The 19817-nt window shown below is 61.0% G+C and carries 14 protein-coding genes; 9 read left to right on the top strand and 5 right to left on the bottom strand.

Annotation, left to right across the window (positions count from 1 at the left end; translation table 11 throughout):
- Positions 1-5: 5 nt before the first annotated feature.
- Genes RO009_03515 through RO009_03505 form a run of 3 tightly spaced genes read left to right on the top strand, consistent with a single transcriptional unit; the run spans position 6 to position 7290 of the window.
- Positions 6-758, top strand: coding sequence for an SDR family oxidoreductase (locus RO009_03515; GenBank protein MDT3684095.1), 753 nt, complete (start codon positions 6-8; stop codon positions 756-758).
- Positions 752-1105 carry an acyl carrier protein gene (locus RO009_03510; GenBank protein ID MDT3684094.1) on the top strand — a complete coding sequence of 118 codons (354 nt, stop codon included), beginning with the start codon at positions 752-754 and terminating at the stop codon, positions 1103-1105. Before RO009_03515 ends, RO009_03510 begins: the two co-directional genes overlap by 7 nt.
- The gene (locus tag RO009_03505) at positions 1102-7290 is read left to right on the top strand and encodes an SDR family NAD(P)-dependent oxidoreductase (protein MDT3684093.1); all 6189 of its coding nucleotides are present in this window, start codon (positions 1102-1104) and stop codon (positions 7288-7290) included. The genes RO009_03510 and RO009_03505 overlap by 4 nt, the downstream gene beginning before the upstream one ends.
- A 155-nt stretch (positions 7291-7445) precedes the next feature.
- On the opposite strand, the gene RO009_03500 is transcribed toward RO009_03505, so the two are convergent.
- Positions 7446-7595 carry a hypothetical protein gene (locus RO009_03500; protein ID MDT3684092.1) on the bottom strand — a complete coding sequence of 50 codons (150 nt, stop codon included), beginning with the start codon at positions 7593-7595 and terminating at the stop codon, positions 7446-7448.
- 108 nt (positions 7596-7703) lie between these two features.
- Here RO009_03500 and RO009_03495 point away from each other — a divergent pair, with 108 nt between their 5' ends.
- The 4 genes from RO009_03495 to RO009_03480 are packed head-to-tail and all read left to right on the top strand — an operon-like array spanning position 7704 to position 13860.
- A complete protein-coding gene (locus RO009_03495) occupies positions 7704-10916 on the top strand; it encodes an adenylate/guanylate cyclase domain-containing protein (protein MDT3684091.1) in 3213 nt (1070 codons plus the stop codon).
- Positions 10917-10965: 49 nt separating this feature from the next.
- Complete coding sequence (locus RO009_03490) at positions 10966-12177, top strand: patatin-like phospholipase family protein (GenBank protein MDT3684090.1); 1212 nt, start codon at positions 10966-10968, stop codon at positions 12175-12177.
- 20 nt (positions 12178-12197) lie between these two features.
- Positions 12198-12911: a Crp/Fnr family transcriptional regulator gene (locus RO009_03485; protein MDT3684089.1), complete on the top strand. Its 714-nt coding sequence runs from the start codon at positions 12198-12200 to the stop codon at positions 12909-12911.
- A gap of 55 nt (positions 12912-12966) precedes the next feature.
- Entirely contained in the window at positions 12967-13860 is an 894-nt protein-coding gene (locus RO009_03480) for a hypothetical protein (protein MDT3684088.1), read from the top strand.
- Positions 13861-13872: 12 nt separating this feature from the next.
- On the opposite strand, the gene RO009_03475 is transcribed toward RO009_03480, so the two are convergent.
- From RO009_03475 to RO009_03465, 3 genes are all read right to left on the bottom strand, one after another.
- The gene (locus RO009_03475) at positions 13873-14622 is read right to left on the bottom strand and encodes a DUF2927 domain-containing protein (protein ID MDT3684087.1); all 750 of its coding nucleotides are present in this window, start codon (positions 14620-14622) and stop codon (positions 13873-13875) included.
- Positions 14623-14793: 171 nt separating this feature from the next.
- The gene (locus tag RO009_03470; GenBank protein MDT3684086.1) at positions 14794-16080 is read right to left on the bottom strand and encodes a hypothetical protein; all 1287 of its coding nucleotides are present in this window, start codon (positions 16078-16080) and stop codon (positions 14794-14796) included.
- A 160-nt stretch (positions 16081-16240) separates the two neighbouring features.
- On the bottom strand, positions 16241-16801 hold the full coding sequence (locus tag RO009_03465; GenBank protein MDT3684085.1) for a DUF1134 domain-containing protein: 561 nt from the start codon (positions 16799-16801) through the stop codon (positions 16241-16243).
- Between the two features lie 264 nt (positions 16802-17065).
- Here RO009_03465 and RO009_03460 point away from each other — a divergent pair, with 264 nt between their 5' ends.
- On the top strand, positions 17066-17575 hold the full coding sequence (locus tag RO009_03460; GenBank protein MDT3684084.1) for a YHS domain-containing (seleno)protein: 510 nt from the start codon (positions 17066-17068) through the stop codon (positions 17573-17575).
- A 473-nt stretch (positions 17576-18048) separates the two neighbouring features.
- Here RO009_03460 and cysQ read toward each other — a convergent pair whose 3' ends face one another.
- On the bottom strand, positions 18049-18864 hold the full coding sequence (gene cysQ, locus RO009_03455; GenBank protein ID MDT3684083.1) for a 3'(2'),5'-bisphosphate nucleotidase CysQ: 816 nt from the start codon (positions 18862-18864) through the stop codon (positions 18049-18051).
- A gap of 257 nt (positions 18865-19121) precedes the next feature.
- Here cysQ and RO009_03450 point away from each other — a divergent pair, with 257 nt between their 5' ends.
- The gene (locus tag RO009_03450) at positions 19122-19757 is read left to right on the top strand and encodes a histidine phosphotransferase family protein (GenBank protein MDT3684082.1); all 636 of its coding nucleotides are present in this window, start codon (positions 19122-19124) and stop codon (positions 19755-19757) included.
- Positions 19758-19817: the final 60 nt, after the last annotated feature.

Raw genomic sequence — 19817 nt, 5'->3', positions numbered from 1 at the left:
TGGTCATGGCCAAACGGGTTGCAAGCCGGAAGCCGGTCGCGCTCATCAGCGGCGGTAGCCGTGGTCTCGGCGCAGAGCTCGTCACCGGCTTTCAGGAACGCGGCTACCGCATTGCGACGATCAGCCGGTCCGCCACGTCCTTCATCGAAAGAATGCAGACAAAGGACCCGCGCGGAAGGGACTTCCTCTGGGCCGCCGTGGATGGCCAGGATGCCGAGGCCGTGCGCGCCTTTGTGAAGGAGGTCATTGCGAAGTTCGACCGTATCGACGTCCTTGTCAACAACGCCGGCGTCGGCGCGGAAGGCGTTCTTGCGACCATGCGCGTGCAGGATATCCGCGACTGCATCAGCGCCAATCTGACGGCGGCGGCGTTGCTCGCACAAGCGTGCTCCCGCGTCATGCTGCGGCAGGCATCGGGCTGCATCATCAATATCTCGTCGGTGAATGCGCTGCGTGGCCATGCGGGCGTCTGTATTTACAGCGCCGCGAAAGCGGGCGTTGACGGACTGACGCGGAGCCTGGCGCGCGAACTCGGCCCGCGCAACATCCGGGTCAATTCCGTCGCGCCCGGATATTTCGAAAGTCGGATGGTGGCCGGCGTTTCCGACAAGACGCGCCAGCAGATCGCAAGGCGGACGCCGATGGGTCGGCTCGGCCGCACGGTAGACATTGCCAATGCCGTCCACTTTCTGGCGTCGGACCAGGCGGCCTTTGTTACCGGTCAGGTCATTGCGGTCGACGGGGGGCTGACATGTTGACGGCTGATAAATCTGCCCGCGTCGAAGCGATCGTGCATGAGCAGATCCACGCCATTCTGAGAGAGCAGTCGCGCGATGTGCCGAAGCTCTCCGCCAAGGACAAGCTGAGCGACACATTAGGTCTGTCTTCGCTCGATCTTGCGACGCTGATCTCCGAGCTTGAACTGGCGCTCGACGCAGATCCGTTTGCCGAACTGGTTCCCGTGACCAACCTGCGAACCGTTGGCGATCTGGTGCAGGCCTATCGGCTGGCTTTGCAGCCGGGGGACGCATTGGTTCATCGCGGGCAGGACCTGTCGCCGGCCATGGCACGGGCGCATCTGCGGCGGACGCGGAGGAAAAAGTGAAACCCCGGTCGGATCAGCCGGGGGTCGCCATCATCGGAATGTCTTGCCGGTTTCCCGGCGCGCCCAATTGCCACGCCTTCTGGAACAATCTGATCGCCGGCGTCGAATCCATCACGCAGATTTCCGACAGGGATCTGTTGAGCGCCGGCGTCCCGCAGGAGACAATCCGCAACCCGGACTATGTAAAAGCCGCCCCTCTTCTAGACCATATCGAATATTTCGACGCGCCTTTCTTTGAATATTCGCCGGGCGAGGCGCGGCTCATGGACCCGCAGCAACGGCTGCTGCTGGAAGTCGCCTGGGAGGCCTTCGAGGATGCCGGCTATCGGCCGGGCGGGGCAACGGGCGTCTTTGTCGGCTGCGGCGGCATCGCCAGCTCCTATCTGCTCGACCGCATTGCCGCGAGCAGCGACCTGCGGGGGTATACCGGCAGCCTGTCACATCTTGGCAACGACAAGGACTTTGTCAGTACGCGCATCTCCTACAAACTCAACCTGACCGGGCCGAGCATCAATGTGCAGACGGCATGCTCGACGTCGCTGGTGGCAGTGCACCTGGCCTGTCAGTCGATTCTGTCCGGCGAATGCGACATGGCGCTGGCGGGCGCAAGTACGGTGCGGGTCCCGCAGAAGGTCGGCTATCAGAGCATCAAGGGTGGCATCCTGTCTCGCGACGGGCGTTGCCGTGCGTTTGACGCGGACGCGACAGGAACACTCTTTGGCAGCGGTGTCGGCGCTGTCCTCCTCAAGGACGTGAGCCGGGCGCTGGAGGATCGCGACCGGATTTATGCCGTTATTCGCGGATCGGCGATCAACAACGACGGCGCAGACAAGGTGAGCTATACGGCGTCAAGCGTTCAGGGCCAGGCCAATGCCATGGTCGAGGCCATGAATGTTGCGCAAGTCGACGCAGGCGATATCGGCTATGTTGAATGTCACGGCACCGGAACGGTCGTCGGCGATCCCCTCGAACTTGGCGCATTGTCGCGGGCATTTCGCACCGCGACGGACAAGCGTCAATTCTGCGCCATCGGTTCGGTCAAGACCAATTTTGGCCATCTCGAGCAATGCGCCGGCATGGCGGGATTGATCAAGACTGCGCTCGCGCTGCATCATAAAAAGATTCCGCCGAGTCTTCACTTTCTCAGGCCAAATCCGAAGTTTGACTTGGCCGCCAGCGCCTTTTTCGTGAACACCGAATGCCGCGACTGGTCCGGCAAGGGGCGCCGGCGCCATGCCGCAGTGAATTCGCTTGGGTTGGGCGGCACTAACGCCTTCGCGGTTCTGGAAGAGGCGCCTCCTGTTAAAGGTAAGACTCAATCTGCGTCCCAGCCGCTTCTGTTCGTCTTCTCCGCAAAGACAGCAGACGCATTGAAGGCATCGCTTCACAACCACGCAGCTTTTACCAATGAGAGCTCCGATATCTCGCTTGCGGATGCCAGCCGGACCCTGACAGAAGGCAGGCAGCATTTCCCCTTTCGGTTTGCCGTCGTCGCCGATGCGATGCCGGAACTGAGAGACAAATTGCGCGCCGCTGCATCCTTGTCCTTTCCTGCGCCGCAGGACGAAGCGCCCGGCCTTGCATTCCTGTTCTCCGGACAGGCCTCGCAATATCCCGGAATGGGGGCGGAGCTTTACCGCCGTGAACCGCTTTTCCGCGAGACTTTTGACCGCTGCGACGAAATCTTTGCCGCGACCCGCGGCTATAGATTGAAGGACATCGTGTTCGGATCGGGTGATCGCACGCGACTCGATCAGACCTGCAACACCCAGCCTGCGCTCTATGCCGTTCAGTGCGCGCTGGTCAATCTGTGGCAATCCTGGGGCGTCGTGCCGGACATTGTGCTGGGGCACAGCGTCGGCGAATTTGCCGCCGCATTCTGCGCCGGCGCCTATACGCTGGAGGACGGACTGTCGCTCATCCTCCGGCGATCCGAGCTGATGCAGTCGCTGCGGCCGGGCAGCATGGCGGCCATCGCCGCAGATCAGCAGTGTGTCTCTGCCGCAATGAACGAGCTGCAATGCGAGGACCTGGCGATCGCGGCGCTGAACGCGCCTGAGAGCACGGTCATTTCGGGCTCCGACGAGAGCGTGATGCAGATGCTCACCGCTCTCGAACAGCGTGGCGTGGCCGGTCAAAAGCTGTCGGTGTCGCATGCCTTCCATTCACCGCTCATGCTTCCTGCCATGGCTGCATTCAAGGACGCCGCTTCGCGCATTCCGTCTTCGGCGCCCAAGATCGGCTGGATATCGACGGTGACCGGAAATCTGATGTCGGAAGCGCCGTCCGCCGATTACTGGGTTGAGCATGCCATCAAGCCGGTGCGCTTCAACGAGTCGCTGTCCGTCGCGACGGGACGCGGCATAATGCAATATGTCGAGATCGGTCCGGGCGATGTGCTGCTTGCGTTGGGCCGCCAATGCGCCGCCGACGTGCAGTCGGCATGGCTCCCGTCCTTGCGCAAGGGGCGGGAGGTCCGGACGCTTCTTGAAAGTGTCGGTGAATTGTACACGCGCGCCCACGATATTGACTGGACCGCCTTCAACGCTGGCGCCGGAGGTCGTCGTATATCGCTGCCAACCTATCCCTTCGAGCGTCATCGATACTGGATCGACGGACATGGCAGACCCGAAGACGGTGTTTCGGCGCCGGTCGGAAGTCTGGCGGGACGGCGTCTGCCCTCGGCCTCGAACGATGCGATCTTCGAACAGACCTTTTCTCTCCGTGACTTTCCCTATCTGAGCGATCACCGCATCTACGGGTTTCCGGTCTTGCCATTCGTCGCCGCACTGGCGGCGATGTCGGACGCCGCGCGCGGGCTTGGTTTGTCGGGCCAGGTTCAATTGGCGAATGTCCAGTATCACAGGGCCATGATTGTTCCGGAGGAAGAGAGATGCGATGTGCAGATCATTCTTTCGCCTGCCGACAATGGTGGGAGGAACATTCGTCTTGCCAGTTTTGTCGGGGAACAGTGGCAATCGCACATCGCGGGTCAGGTACGGCTCGACACAGCCGACAATCGAAGGATCACGATCTCCACATCCGTTGACGCGATCAAGGCGCGATGCGCGACGGAGATTGAGGGGGAAGCCTGTTACGCATTCCTTCGGGCATTGGGCCTTCAATACGGCCCATCGTTTCGCGGCATTGCAAAACTCTACCGCGGCACCGGCGAGACGCTGACCCGGGTGAGCCTTCCTCCGCATCTGTCGCTGCCGGGCGCCGGCCAGCATCCGGCCTTGCTCGATGCCTGCCTGCACGTCTATCCGGCCCTCGCCGAGGAATACGGCGAGCTGGATGTAGAGCCGGATGCGCAATCCACATATTTGCCCGTCGGGCTCGAACGCTTTGTTCTGTCCGGCCCGCCGCGTCGCGATGTCTGGGTTCACGCGCGGCGACGCGAGCAGGATCCGCAACAGCAAACATTGACCGTCGATATAAACGTTCTTGACGACGACGGTCGCAGCGTCGCCGTGATGGACGGGTTGCTGCTGAAAATCTTGCCCGCGGCTGCTTTGGCCGGCGATCGTGAGCCGGATACGAAGAAGTGGTTCTATCGGCTTGAATGGTCCTCCTATGACAGAGACGCCTTTCCCGAAAAAGCCGGCGTGCCGCGTTCGTCCTGGCTGATCCTTGCCGACAGACGGGGTGTGGGAGGGGAACTCGCCGCACAATTGACCAGACGGGGCGATGCCTGCCAGCTGCTTCATGCAGACCATCTCGACCGGCAGGTTCAGCCGGCCTCGCTGATCGATGACATGATTGCGTCTCTTGAGCGCACAATGAACGCCATGTCGGACGCCGAGACGCCGCCCTTGCGGGGAGTTATCGATCTCCGCCATTTGGACATAGACGAGAGGATCAGGAGCGCGGCGGATATCGACCGTCTGCAGCACAGGATTGTGGGAGGCGCTGCCGCCGTATTCCGCGCGCTTGCGCAAGCGCCCGTGTCGCAATCTGCGGCAGCGCGCGTGTGGCTGGTGACGCGGGGCGTCGTTGCCGTCCAGGGAGATGGTGCACCTGTCGATCCGATGGGCGCCACGATCTGGGGATTGGGCCGCAGCGCCGCGTTGGAGCATCCGAATGCCTGGGGTGGGCTGATTGATCTTGACCCACAGGCTTCAGCGCGGATAGCGGCCGAAACGGTGTTTGAGCACATCCTGAATGGCGGGCGCGAAGACCAGGCTGCCATGCGCGACGGCAAGCGTTTCGCAGCGCGTCTGGTCCGCATGCCAGCGCCTGGCGTTCAGGCGCATTTCGATCCCGATGCTTGCTATCTCATTACGGGAGGGCTTGGCGCTGTTGGCTCCGAACTCGCAAAGTGGCTGGTGACGCGGCACAAGATCAGGCATCTCGTACTGGTCAGCCGGCAAGGCGAGGGCGATCCGCGCGCGCCAATGCTTTGTAACGAACTGACGACCTTGGGCGCAGAGGTCATTGTGCGTCAGGCCGACGTCACAAGCGAACGCGACCTGAAGGTGCTGTTTGCGAAGCTGGACAGAAGCAAGCCCGTCAAGGGCGTGTTCCACTGCGCCGGATCGCTCGACGACGGCATTCTTGCGCAGATGGATTGGCGGAAATTCTGGCGCGTGATGGAGGCGAAAGTCGTCGGCGCCTGGCTTCTGGACAAGCTCACCCGCAAATATCCGCTCGAGCATTTCGTATTGTTTTCGTCTGTACTCAGCCTCATGGGTTCGGCCGGGCAGGCCAATTACGTCGCGGCCAACACGTTCCTCGATGCGCTTGCCGCCCGCCGCCGGCAGGAGGGGCTTGCGAGCCTTGCCTTGAACTGGGGGCCGTGGGCCGCAGAGGGACTGGCGACCGCCTCCGGCGACAAGGGACGCGCCTTGTGGCGCGCCCGCGGAACGCAATATATCGAGACGAATGAGGCTTGGGCCGCGTTCGATGCATTGATCGGCAAATGCCAGGGGCATGCGGCGATTACCATCACCGACTGGCCAGTGTTTTTCCGTCAATTCAAGAACGTGCCGCCGCTCTATGATGAGTTGCGGCGCGAGTTTTCCGCCGCCGCGCCTGCTGCGCAGCCCGAACGCGATGCTGCCGATCTGCGCGCGCACCTGGCGAAGGCGACGGCTCCAGAGCAGCGCGCGCTGCTGGCGGATTTTACTGCGAAGGCGGTTGCGAGCACGTTGGGCATTGCAGGATCGATCGATCCTGCGCGCTCACTGCAGCAATATGGTCTCGATTCATTGATGTCGATCACGTTGATCAACCGGCTGGAAAGCGCATTGGGCACGCGCATTCCGATGGCAAAGCTGATCCGCGGGCCGAGCCTGAACGAATTGGTCGATGGCATCATGGCTGGAACCGGCGGGGCATTTGCCGGCGTGCAAGCAGATGAGCCGACGCAGCCGCAAGCGGAAAGCGGGAGGTGGCTGACGCCGATTGGTCCGCGCAACGATCCGCGCTTTCGATTGTTCTGCTTTCCTTTTGCCGGCGGCGGGTCGGCAGTCTACCGCACATGGGTGCCATCCATTGACAAGGATATTGAAGTCATCGCGACGGAGCCGCCGGGCCGGCTGAATCGCATCTCGGAAGAGGCCGTCAGCGACATTGATGAATTCGTCGACCATGTGGTGTCGGAGCTTGAGGGCAGGCTGGATCGGCCTTTCGCCTTTTTCGGGCATTGTCTCGGCGGGCTCACAATGTATGAGACCACACGCCGGCTTGTGCACACGACGCCATATCGGCCACATCATTTGTTCGTGTCAGGTGCCCGACCTCCCGACAAGCTTGCCGACCAAGGTGCGTTTGAGGAGCAATTGCTGCGTGACTTGATGCATCTCGCCGGCTTCCGCATGAATTTGCCGTCCCATGCCCAGCCCGACGATGTCTTCGCCACTATTATCCGCCGCTTCAACATCCTCGCGACAGAGCAGCTTCTGGATGAGCCCGAGCTTCGCGAGCTGATGCTGCCGGTCATCCGCGCGGAGTTCCGCATGGCCAATAACTACATCTTTAAGGCGGAGCCGCCTTGGGACATTCCGGTGACGTGTTTCTACGCACGGGAGGATCCTTACGTCACGCGCGAGCATGCGCTCGGCTGGGGCCGCTTCACCAACAGCAGGTTGCAGACCTATATGCGGGAGGGCGCGCATTTTGCCGTGGTCGACGACAAAGACTTCATCGTCAACGTCATTAACCGCGAATGCAATTGTGACTAAAAAGTGACCGCGCGCCAAAGTCCAAGAAAACTGAGCGGCTTGGCTGCGTTTCTACCGGAACGGGTACCGGGCGATGCCATGACACGCCGCACCGAAGCTGATATAAAATTTGGCGAAATCGACGGTTAGACGCTGCTTGTCTCTATCTTAAGGCATCATGTGTCGTGAGCGCGATTGCGGTCTGGCTCGATAAGATCGGCCTTGGACAATACGCCGCAGTTTTTGCGGACAATGCTGTAGACATCGATATCCTGACTGAACTCACCGATGCGGATCTTGAACGCATGGGGGTTCTGCTTGGGCATCGAAAAGCCATGCTGCGCAGCATTCGCGCCATGGCAGCCGAGTCAGGCGCATCGTCCGGTGCAACAGACCACGCGTTAACTCCTTCCGTTGTTGAGTCTCGTTCAGTCATGCAGGCTGCGGCCGCCCAGCGCCCGGCTGAACGGCGGCATCTGACCGTCCTGTTCTGCGATCTGGTCGAATCCACAACATTGTCGAGCCATCTTGATCCTGAAGACTTCAGCCGCATCATCAGCGACTTTCAGTCCGTTTGCGCCCAAGCGATCGCGGAACTGGGCGGGTATACGGCCCGTTTCATGGGCGATGGTCTGTTAGCCTATTTCGGTTATCCGCGCGCGCACGAGGATGATGCCGGTCGCGCGGTCAAGGCAGGGTTGAGTCTTGTGGAGAAGGTCGGGGCCTTGTCGCTCCCGTCGGGCGAGCCGTTGCAAGTCAGAATTGGAATTGCGACCGGTCTCGTCGTCGTCGACACGATTGCCGGCGGTCAGGCGAACGAAAAGGCGGCCATTGGCGAAACACCAAATTTGGCAGCCCGGCTGCAGAGTATGGCCGACCCCAACTCGGTTCTGATCGCCGAGAATACGTTTCGGCTTGTGCACGGACATTTCGTTTGCGAATCGAAAGGCACACACGAACTCAAAGGCATTGCAGGCGAGGTTCCGGTTTGGCGTGTCGTTTCTGAAAGCGCCGGGGGCGGGCGGTTTGGAAGGAGGCACAGGGAAATCCTGACCCCATTCATCGGCCGAAAAGACGAACTCGAACAGCTTACAAGATTGTGGAACCGTTCACGACAAACGGACGGACAGGCGATTCTGATTTCCGGAGAGGCGGGAATCGGAAAATCGCGGATCGTCGAGGCGTTGCAGGAGCAAATCGCCGATGAGGATCACATTGTCCTTCGCTATCACTGTTCTCCGTATTACGACAACACGCCGCTACGGCCCATCATCGGACAGATCGAGCAAGAGGCGGGATTTGAGCGTGACGACAATCCGGGAACGAAGCTTTGCAAGCTTGAGAAGCTTCTGAACAAAACGGGGCCGTCGGCGAATGCCGATTTTGGGCTGTATGCCTCGCTGCTGTCGATTCCCGGTGCGACCCGTCCTGCCGACGCCGACATGACCCCACGCCGGACCAAGGAACTGACGATCAATGCGCTGATCCGTTATTTTCGGATATCCTCGCAATCACAGCCGGTTCTGATTATCGTCGAGGATGCGCATTGGATCGATCCGACCACGCTCGAATTGCTCGATCGCCTGATCCAGGACCTTGCCTCTGCCGCCATTTGCGTCGTGGTGACCGCGCGGCCCGAATTCGTCGCCCCCTGGGCCGACAATCCGAACGCCACCATGATCCGCTTGAACCGGCTGTCCCGTGAACAATGCTCGGCGCTGCTTCTCAACATGACGGACGGCAAGACATTGCCGGCGGAAATTCACGAGCAGATCGTCAGCAAGACGGATGGCGTACCACTTTTTATCGAAGAACTGACAAGAACCGTCATTGAATCAGGTCTCATGCACGACCAGGGCGATCGCTTCGCGATCAGCGGGACGCTGCCAGCGCTCGCGATCCCTGCGACGCTGCAGGACTCGCTGATGGCGAGGCTGGATCGGCTGGGCCCGAGCCGCGAGATTGCCCAGATCGGGGCGGCGCTTGGCCGCTCGTTCTCGCACCAGTTGATCGCAGCGGTTGCGCCGATCTCTGAAAAGGCCTTGCACGCGGCACTGCATCAGCTATCCGCGGCCGATCTCGTGTATCGGCGCGGGGAGCCGCCGGATGCGACCTATATCTTCAAGCATGCGCTGGTTCAGGATGTCGCCTATGAGAGTCTGCTTCGCAGCCGGCGCTCGCAATTGCACAGCCGCATTGCCGACGTTCTCAGCGGTCATTTCGCCGACACGGTCGAGAACGAGCCTGAAATTATGGCGCACCATCTCGCGCAGGCCGGCCGCCTTGAGGAAGCGATCGCCTATCTGCGCAAGGCCGGTGAGCGCGCGGTTCTGCGGTCGGCGAATGTGGAAGCCATCCGGCATCTGCAGAAAGGGCTGGATCTGCTGCAAATGCTGCCCGAATCGTCGGAGCGGGAAAGGGTTCAGCTTGGCATCGACGTCATCCTTGGGCAGGCGCTGATTGCAGGCCGCGGCTATGCGGCCTCCGAAACCAAGGACGTGCTGCTGCGCGCCAAAGGTCTGCTCCATCATCTGACCGAATCGTCGGACCGCTTCGCCGTCCTGTACGGGATTTGGGCTTGTTATTATGTCGCCGGAGAAGTTGCGCTTCAGCAGCAGGCGGCCGTCGAATTCCTGAAGGCAGCCGAACAGGCCAAGGACCGCGCGGCGCTTTGTATAGCGCACCGTACGCTCGGCACCACGTATGTAACGATGGGAGAATTTGTCCCGGGGCGGCGGCATCTTGAGGAAGCGAGATCGCTTTACGATCCGCTCAATCACGCGCGCTTCCGCTATCAATACGGGCAGGATATCGGCGCTGCAGGTCTTTGCTATCTGTCATGGGCGCTGTGGCATCTCGGCCATGTCGAACAGGCCGCGCAGGTCGCGAAAGAAGCCGTCGCGTCGGCCGAACGGCTCGGTCACCCGCACACAACGGCCTATACGATCTGTCACGCCCGCGGGATGCTCGACGTATTCCGGCGCGATGCTTCCGGCACCATCGCTTATACCGAGGTTGTCATTGCGCTCTGCCAGGAACACGGCTTCCCGTTCTGGGCAGCCGGTGCAGAGATCCTGAACGGCTGGGCGAAGTTCATGCAGAATCAGCCTGCGGAGGGCATCGAGGTGCTACAGGCCGGTCTAAAAAAATGGCGCAAGACCGGCGCCCGCTTGTGGCTGCCCTTGTTCCTGGCCATCGAAGCGCAAGCTTATGCCGCGATCGGCCGGATGGATCGGGCGCTGGTCACGATCGAACAGGCCATTGCGGTTGCCTCAGAGACAGGCGAACGTTGGGCCATCGCCGAAATACTTCGTGTGAAGGCGGCGCTGATTTTGGCCGCCAGCAGCGCCGGTACGGCGGAAGCAGAGGCGCTTCTGTCCGAGAGCATCACTGTATCAAGAACGCAGCAGGCACGGTCCTGGGAGTTGCGCGCGTCCTGCGATCTGGCGCGGCTCTGGCAGCAGAACGGTCGCCCGCATGATGCGCTGCTCTTGCTTCAGGATGTCATTGGCCAGTTCAAGTCAACCGAGATCAGTGAAGACCTCGTGACTGCAAGAGCGACGCTGCGCGATCTGACGACGTCATTGGCGGGCCTCGCTGGCCAGCAAGCGGCAAGTGTAAACATGCATCGTTATAGCCATTCTTGAAAAATCAGCTTTGCGCGACTGGGGCCTTGCCAGGACGGATGGGAACCAGATGAATCGGCGGGAAAATCTGCAAAAGAAAGAGAAGATGACGGCGCTTTTCCTGGGAGGAGGTGCGCCAAATTTTACTCTGATGTCAGGAGCACTTCTGGCGCTTCACCAGAAAGGCATCCGGTTTGACATCATATCCATGGCGGGCGCCGGCGCCGTCGTCGGCCTGATGTATGTGTCTCCCAAAGGACTGACCGCCGAACAGGCGCTGGAGAACACCGTCAATTTCGGCATCTCCGACCAGATCTATGCAATGTTTCCGGTGAACTACAAGACTTTCACAAAATGGGGACGCTCGGCCGATGAATTCAACGCTTATTGGTTCAATCTGCCGCAAGTGCAAGCCGCCGCGCATCAGTACGGAATGAGTCCCGAGGAAAAGCTTCGGGCCGACTGGCTGCTGTTTCTCGGCGCAATGCTGTGCCCGTCCGATTTGACCTATGCGAGCCTTGGCCTTTGCGAGCATCCGCATTTCATCGACAACCTCATCGATTTCGACAATCTGCCAAATGTTGAGCAGGACATCGAGGTCAATGCCTTTCGTCTGCGCGACCAGACCGTTGTCGATTTTTCCAAGGATGTCATCACTCCGGATCACCTGCGCGCCGCGCTTTCATTTCCGTTCATCTATCCGCCGCACAAGATCGGTGATGAATATTATTACGAAGGCGCGGCGTTCCAGTGCATCAATCCAGCCCGGCTAAACCCGGAGATTATCGATCATTTCGTCGTCTTGCAGCCGATGGCGTCGCAACAGATCCGCAGCCCCCGTAACCTGTGGGACGCTTATGCCCAATCGGTCATGATGCCGGTGGCGGCGTTGGCACAATATGGAACCGAGGTGGTCAAGGACGCCGCGATCCTTGACATCGACGAACAGCTTATCGCGACGGTTGCGAGGATCTCGAAGCGGAAGATCGAGAAGAAAGAGTATTCAACCGTCTGCGGTCTTGCAAAGGACGCCATCGCTTATGCGCAGAAAAGGAGACTTGACGAAGCGGCTGTGTGCAAGCCGGGAGGTTGCGTGCCCCTATCAAGCCTGTTCCCGCAGGTGCAGGACCGCTGGTACGAGGCGAAGTTCGACATTGATCCCGATCGTCTCCCGTTCGTGTTCGATTGGTCGCGCTCCAATCTGGAATATCTGTTCGACCTTGGATACGTGACTGGAGAAGATCTGGCGGATGAACTGATAGCGGAAGGATGGACACCCTGAACGTACGTTGCAGGTGAAAGATGGGCCCGACACCTTCAAGTCAGCACACGAAACCCGGCGACAGGCTGGCGTTCCTGCGCAACCATCCGATCTTCAGCGTGCTCGGGCCGGAGCTGCTGCAGCAGTTGCAGGCGCATGTGTCGGAGCAATTGATCGGGCGCGGGCAAACGATTTTTGCCAAGGGCGATTCGGGGACCAGCCTCTTCGCCATCCTCGAAGGGCAGGTGAAGGTCGTTTCGTTTTCGATACAGGGCAAGAATGCGGTGCTGAATTTCCTGGGTCCTGGAGATATTTTTGGTGAAATCGCTCTGCTGGATGGAGGCGCGCGCACGGCGGATGTGACCGCCGTCACCAATTGCAAGCTGATGGTGATTGACCGGAGGGACTTCCTGCCGCTTATTCACAGCAAGCCGGATATCGCGCAGAAGCTGATCGAAATGTTGTGCGCGCGTTTGCGCAATACCAGCCGCCAGCTCGAGGAGGTCATGTTTCTTGATTTGTCCGGCAAGCTCGCCAAGACGTTGCTGCGCATGAGCAACCCGAAGGCTGCACCGGGCAACAGGAAGGTCCTGCTGACACAGAACGAAATCGCCCAGATCATCGGCGCGTCACGCGAAAGCACCAACAAGCAATTGCGCGAATGGGAGGAGCGCAAATGGATCCGCATTGAAAGAGGGGGGCTTGTTCTGTTGTCGCCCGAGGCGCTGTCGGACTGCGCGGACGCTGAGATATGATTCTGTAATTGCGGCGGCCGTCTGGCTGAGCCCTCGAATAGACCGGATAGGCGCTGTGATCGATCCTGTTCTTCGGTCTGCGGGCCGGGGCCGCAACGAGGGGAGCGGCGCGGCCGGTCTCGCTTTATATTACGAGGTGATTCGCTCGACGGACCTTGGGATGAAGGCCTTCCTGCGCCTTTTGGCGCCCCTTGCCTGGCTAATTGTCTCGCTGTCGCTAGCCCTGGCGCAGGGATCGACGCTGGCTGGCTTTGGCGTCGTATTGCTGCATGGTAAGGGCGGCACGCCTACCAGCATGATCGAAGGTCTCAGCGAGACGCTCAGGAAGGAAGGCGCATTGGTTGAAGCGCCGGAATTGCCGTGGTCGAGCCGGCGCATCTATGACGCGACCTATGATCAGGCAATGGCGGAAATTGATCTCGCCGTGCAAAAGCTCAAGTGGGCGGGCGCCACGCGCATTGTCGTCGCCGGGCACAGTCTCGGCGGCAATGCCGCCATCGGATATGCGGCGCGGCGGCAGGATCTTGCCGCGGTTATTACGCTGGCGCCCGGCCATTTGCCGGAGGCCTGGGCGCTACGGATCCGGACCAAAGGCGCGATCGCGAGAGCCAAGCAGCTCGTTGCCGACGGCAAGGGCGATGTCCGCATGTCGTTTCCCGACCTGGCGCAGGGCATCCCGTTTCAGGTCACGGCGACGCCCAATGTCTATCTCAGCATGTTCGACCCGGATGGGCCGGCGGTCATTCCGAAAAACGCCGCGGCGATGGGCGCGGTGCCGTTTCTGTGGGTGGTCGGCATTGGCGATCCGATCTTTTTCCATGGCCGCGATTACGGGTTTGATCCCGGCGCCAAGCATCCGAAAAGCAAATATCTGGTCATTCCCGGCCTGCATCTGACCACGCCGTTCCAGGCGCGCAATTCGATCGTGGAATGGCTCAAGTCGCTGTAGGCGGATAGAGCGTCAATTGGCGAGGTTGTTGACCTTGGCTACCCAGGCGCGCACGTCCGGCAGGATGTATGGCAGCAATTGGCGCACTTCGTCGGCGCTCATGCCAGGCTTGATCCGCTGATCATAGAGAATATTCAGCAGATACTGGTCGTAGATGTCGAAGAATCCCATCTGCACGTCGTCGTTGAACATCGTCCAGGGGAGGCTTGCGTCATCATTGATGGGACCCAGAGACTGCAGAATTTCCTCGTAGGCGCAGTCGTAGAAGATGAAGTCGCCGGCGTCGGTCACGATGATGACATCGGACTTCACGATGCGGAAAAAGTCGTCCTTGCGGAAACCGGACAGGCATTGTGGTTCCAGCGATTGCAGGATCGTCTTTGCACGGGCGCGGCCGTAAAATGAGCGGATGGTTTTCTCGATGTCGCGGTCCCGCACCAGAGTGACCGTGACATTGGCTTCTTTCCGGTTCTTGATGACATCGATGTCCAGACCCCTGACCTTGTCGCGGATATCCGCAATCACGGCGGCGATTTGCGCGCGGCGGTCGGGCTTGGCGCGGTTGTCGATATAGACGCGGACCGGCACAGCGTATTTGCGGATGCGGTCGGTCCGGCCGGCCACATGGAACTCCGCGCCAAATACGATCTTGAAAAATCCGTCGATGATCTCCTGATCGGTAAAGCTTTTTCTTTCGGCGGCCTGGCTTTTCGCGATCTGAGGATCCTGGGCGCGAGCCGGTTGCCATACCGCCACCGCCACAAAAGCCAGACATGCTGCGACGAGGGGCGCTGTCAGAGAGCGGGAGCATCTTGCCGGGTTCCCGCGGTGCGGGACGCTGGATAAGGTTTCTGACATGGTGGTGAAATCCGGTCCCGGCGCATCATCGCCGCGTCATAGGGGCCCTGCAAGTATGGTTCGATGCCGAGTCGGCTAGGTGGTTGGCGTGAGCCTTGAGGCGCGGCTCTGCAGGGCGCGCATGCGATCTGCGAGATTTCCAGAGGCTTGCGCCGGTGAGGCTTTGGCCTTGCCGACGTCGCTCTGGACCGTCTGGCCATTGGATGTCGCGCGCCTTTGCGCCTCATTTCCGAGAATGGTGTCGATGGGGGAGTTCGGTCCTTCCAACACCACGGCAAGTTTGGTCACTTCCGCCGCGATATCGTTGATCCGCTCGCGCAACAAGGCATTCTCGACCCGCTCCGCCGCCCAGCTCGATTCGGCATCGCGCTTCATCGCCGCGATGTCGTGCTCCAGCTTCATGCGATCGGCTTTCGCCTGCGTGAGCTCTTTTTCAAGCTGTTCTTTTGCGCGGCGCAGATTGGCGGTCGCCTCATTGTGATGCTCGCGCGTCGAGGCGAGTTCCTCGCGCAGATTGGTTTCGGTCTGACGGCTGGCGGCAAGGTCCTTGCGCAGTGTTCCGCACTCGGAATCTCGTTCCGTCAGCAAGCGGCCCTGATCGGCGACGCGGCCTTCCAGTTCCTGCACGCGCCGCGCGAAATTTTCGGCTTCTTCCGTCTGCTTGGCGAGTTGCTGCTCGAGTTGCGCCACCCGCGCGCCAAGATTCTGCACGCGGCCGCGCTCTTCGTTCAGGTCCTTGGTGGCGCTGGCGACCTCCTGCCGCTCGCGCTCAAGCCGCTCTTCGGTGGTCTTGATCTCGCGCTCGTAATCTTCGATCCGCAATTTCAGCGCGTCGATCTGGGTCTTCAGCGCAATGAGCTCCACCCGCTGGCCGTCATTTTGAGCCTTGTGCTCGCCAAGTTCGGCCGAAACCCGCGCAAGTTCGGCTTCCTTGTCGGCCAGCGAGCGTTCCGTTTCCCGCAAGGCCGTCGTCTTGACCGAATATTCCTCCTCGGTCGTGCGGATTTGATCCTTCAGCGCCTTTTCCCGCGCCTCCAGCGCGAAAATCGTCGCCGTCTTGTCGCCCAGCTCGACCTTGAGGCGGTTGATTGCGTCGGATTTCTTGCCCAGCTCGGCCAACTGGCTGGTGGTCTTGGCCTTCAACTGGTCCACGCTCATTTCCAGCCGGCGTGTGGACATGGCGAATTCGGCCCGCAACTGGTCCTTGTCAGCCTGGATTTCGGCCATCGACAGGGGGGTGGACGCTTCCAGCCGGCGCATGGTGAGGCGCACGGCGCGGGCATGGACTAGGGGGATAAAGACGATGCCGAGGAGGCTGGCGAACAGGAAGCCGATGCCGAAATACATGGCCGGCTCAATCATGGTCTCACTCCAACCCCACTGAAAAACGCTGTCATGACAAGACCATGAAGGTAAAGGCGATATTGCGACGCCGGTACCCTAAACCGGAAGCCGGGGCGCGGTGAAGCTCATTTCTTGCCGGTCGAACGCGAGAACACGGGCATGCGGCGCAATTTCTGTTTCAGAACGGGTTCCAGGTCGGCTTCGGCGTGAACTTCAGATAGCCGATATTGGCGCCCAGCCTGAGGCCGACACCGGAGCGGATCGGCACCAGGACCACGTTGTTGGCGGTGAGGGCGGTCATCCCGAAGCCGCCAATGAAATAAGCCGAGCCGTCGATCCCCGCGAAACGCTCATAGATCGCCTCGGTGGCCGGCAGGTTATAGACCAGCATCATGGTGCGGGCGCCGTCGCCCCCGGCGTCGAAGCCGAGCGATGGCCCCTGCCAGAACACCCGCAGATCACCGGCATTCTTGGTGTAAAGCGTGCCCTCGCCGTAGCGCAGGCCGGCGACGAAAGCGCCGCCCGCTTCTTCGCCAAGGACATAACCGTTCGGCAGACCCCATTGGCTGAAGGCTTTTTCGACCACCTGCGCCAGACCGCGCGAGACGCCGCCGAAGAAGCGATGACCGGCGTCCAGAATTTCGTTGGACGAATATTGGCTCTGCTGTGCCGCGGCCGGCAGGGTTGCCGCCCAAAGCACAAACAGGGCCAGGCCAAAACTCCGAATTACGGCGCGCATTGAGTGCTCCATCGCTTGCGATCAGACAGGGCCGCTTAACCCGATGCTCATGGTGAGGCTGCTAGTGTCCCGATTCCGAAATCCGCAACAATATGGCGCCCGCTCTCGGCGAACTTCGGAATCGAAGGACTCCGGCAAACCTATGAGCCTAGTGTGGTTTGGTTCGGAAATTCGCTCTCGGGCTAACCGCAAGAAATGAGCGAATCTCCGAACCACCACACCAGGGGTTTCAGCATCCGAATCGGAACACTTATGGACCGAATCATGACCGCACGACGCCGTCAACGGATTGGACCGCCAGCCGGTATCGGCGTGCAGCTTGCGGGGCTGTTTTTTGCTCTGGTGCTCGGAACGGCGCAGCCAGTACGGGCAGACAACATCACAGAACGCGTCGTCACCGATCCGCTGAGCGGGCTCGCGATCAGCGGCTTTGACCCGGTGGCCTATTTTACCGACGGCAAACCCAGCATCGGCAGCGCCGATTTCGAATACCGTGCGGAAGGCGTGATCTGGCGGTTCCGCAACGAAGGCAATCGCTCAGCTTTTGCCGCCGATGTCCATGTCTACCGGCCGCGCTTTGGCGGTTACGACCCGGTTGCCGTCGGACGCGGCGTGGCGACGGCGGGCCATCCGCAAATCTGGGCGATTTCCGGCAACCGGCTTTATCTTTTCCATGATGAGCGGTCGCGGGCGAGATTCCTCAGCAATCCGAACGAAGCGATTCATCTCGCCGACGAGAAATGGGCCGAGGTGTTGCGCATCCTGGCGCCGTGAAGTCCTTGATTTTCAAGCCGGAGGTGGCCTGTTTCACGTGAAAAAATTCCTATCGCGCCACGCGTGCCGATCTGAAAAACCGTCCCGGTCATGCTCGTAGAAATGCCGTTCCTCGGCCGCGAGCACCGCTTCCTCCCGAGTGAGCACCGCTTCCTCGGCCGCGAGTGCCCCTTCCTCGCCAGCGAGCGCCGCTTCTCGCCAACGAGCGCCGCTTCTCGCCAAGCTCGGCCGAAACACGCGCGAGTTCGGCTTCCTTGGCGACGAGCGCCGCTTCCTCGCCTGCGAGCACGGTGTTTGCCATTGCTCTCATGTTGAATTGCTTCCGCCTCATCCTGAGCAGCGCTCCGCAGAAGCGCGTCTCGAAGGGCGAGGGCGGCCCCATCCTTCGAGACCACGTTGCTTCGCAATGATCCTCAGGATGAGGCCGATTGAGACAACCGCTTCAACCAAGCTGAATCAGGTTCCAGCGTTTTTCATCTCCCGGCCGCCGGCGGCCTGCCCCAGGCGATGAATTCCGGAATGCGAAGCCCGCGCCCGGTCTGGCCATAGACCAGCGGCGCGCCGTCGGGCGTCAGCACGGCGCCGCCGGCGGCGGTCAGCACTGCGTCGCCGGCCGCGACGTCCCACTCCATTGTCGGCGCAAGGCGCGGATAGACATCGGCCGAGCCTTCGGCCAGACGGCAGAATTTCAGCGACGATCCGCATGCGGTTAATGCGACGCCGCTGCGCTGCGCGAGCCAGGCCGTGGTGCGCTCATCCAGATGCGAGCGGCTGACCAGCGCGCGCAGGCGATTGGCCTCCGGCATGGCGGTGCGGATGTCGGTCCTGTCGTGCGCCTCCTGCGAAGGCGCGCCGGGTTGCAGATGCAGCCGCTCGGCGCCGCCTTCGGCCTTGCTGCGCCAGACCAGTTGCAGCGCCGGCGCCGCCACCAGACCGACAACCGGGCGGCCCTGCGCAATGATGGCGAGGTTGACGGTGAAATCATCGTGCCCGGCGACGAATTCGCGGGTGCCGTCGAGCGGATCGATCAGCGCGAAAGTTGCGCCGACCGATTGCGGTGCCGAATGCGCCGCCGCTTCTTCCGAAATGATGTCCAGGCCCGGAAGCAGTCGTTGCAGGCCCCGCGCAATGATGTCTTCAGATGCGTCGTCGGCGGCCGTGACCGGGCTCGAATCGGATTTATGCCGGACCGCGAGCGCGGAGGAACGGATCTTCATCACGGCCGCGGCCGCGCGCGAGACCAGGTCAGTCATCTCGTCGACCAGACGCGGTTGCAGAAAATCCTTCACGCGCTCGCTCGCTTCGGCCCGTTCTCAGCCATGGTGAAATTGCACCTGGGGTATGATCCGTTCAGATTGAGCCGGATCATGCCCTAGATTCCTTTTTTTGATCGCGTTTTCTACGGCGAACCGGTTTCCACTTCGCCGGAAAACGCTCTTGTCCGCCGCATCTTGGCGGGTCGGCGGCTGCAGTGTATCAACCCGTCGGCCCCGCACGTCCATCTGATTCGCTCATCCGCGTCACCGAAATCCCGGAGACAGGTTCAATGACTGCCACTGCCCTCGAGTCGCTCGATCTTGCCGCCCTGCTGTGCTCGCGGGTCTGTCACGATCTGATCAGCCCAGTCGGCGCGATCGTCAATGGCCTCGAGGTGATGGAGGACGACAATGATCAGGAGACCAAGGACTTTGCGCTCGAACTGATCAAGAAGAGCGTCAAGACGGCGTCGGCCCGGTTGCAATTCTGCCGGCTGGCCTTCGGCGCCGCGGGCTCGGCCGGCGCCCAGATTGACCTTGGCGATGCCGAAAAGGTCGCGCGTGGCTTCATGGAAGACGACAAGACCAAGCTGACATGGAATCTGCCGCGGCTGCTGCTGGCGAAGAACCGGGTGAAGCTTCTGCTCAACATGCTGATCATCGCCGGGCAGACGATTCCGCGCGGTGGCGTGGTGACGGTGGACCCGATCGGCACGAACGACGATCTGGCCTTCAAGGTGACGACCACGGGCCTCAATGCCAAGGTCCCGCAGGCCATCCCGCCGCTGCTCGCCGGCGGCTCGCATGAGGGCGGCGTCGATGCGCACGCGATCCAGCCCTATTACACGGGGCTGCTGGCGAGGCATTGCGGGCTGTCTGTGAGGATTGCGCCGGACGGCGAGAGCGTGGTGATCACGGCGCAGTAGCTCGTGAAGGCGCTGTCATTGTCTGGTGAGCGTGCAGCAAGTCAGGCTACCGCCCTTTTC

The organism is Pseudorhodoplanes sp., assembly GCA_032027085.1.
GTDB lineage: Bacteria > Pseudomonadota > Alphaproteobacteria > Rhizobiales > Xanthobacteraceae > Pseudorhodoplanes.
The sequence above is the reverse complement of the archived record's forward strand: the minus strand, read 5'-3'. Positions and strand labels throughout refer to the sequence as shown.

Bases quoted from the DNA above. Each gene is read 5' to 3' on its own strand.
- RO009_03515 (MDT3684095.1), top strand. From the start codon at position 6: ATGGCCAAACGGGTTGCAAGCCGGAAGCCGGTCGCGCTCATCAGCGGC.
- RO009_03450 (MDT3684082.1), top strand. From the start codon at position 19,122: ATGACTGCCACTGCCCTCGAGTCGCTCGATCTTGCCGCCCTGCTGTGC.
- RO009_03470 (MDT3684086.1), bottom strand. From the start codon at position 16,080: ATGATTGAGCCGGCCATGTATTTCGGCATCGGCTTCCTGTTCGCCAGC.
- RO009_03460 (MDT3684084.1), top strand. From the start codon at position 17,066: ATGACCGCACGACGCCGTCAACGGATTGGACCGCCAGCCGGTATCGGC.
- RO009_03495 (MDT3684091.1), top strand. From the start codon at position 7,704: ATGCAGGCTGCGGCCGCCCAGCGCCCGGCTGAACGGCGGCATCTGACC.
- RO009_03510 (MDT3684094.1), top strand. From the start codon at position 752: ATGTTGACGGCTGATAAATCTGCCCGCGTCGAAGCGATCGTGCATGAG.
- RO009_03465 (MDT3684085.1), bottom strand. From the start codon at position 16,801: ATGCGCGCCGTAATTCGGAGTTTTGGCCTGGCCCTGTTTGTGCTTTGG.
- RO009_03490 (MDT3684090.1), top strand. From the start codon at position 10,966: ATGAATCGGCGGGAAAATCTGCAAAAGAAAGAGAAGATGACGGCGCTT.
- RO009_03485 (MDT3684089.1), top strand. From the start codon at position 12,198: ATGGGCCCGACACCTTCAAGTCAGCACACGAAACCCGGCGACAGGCTG.
- RO009_03500 (MDT3684092.1), bottom strand. From the start codon at position 7,595: ATGCCCAAGCAGAACCCCCATGCGTTCAAGATCCGCATCGGTGAGTTC.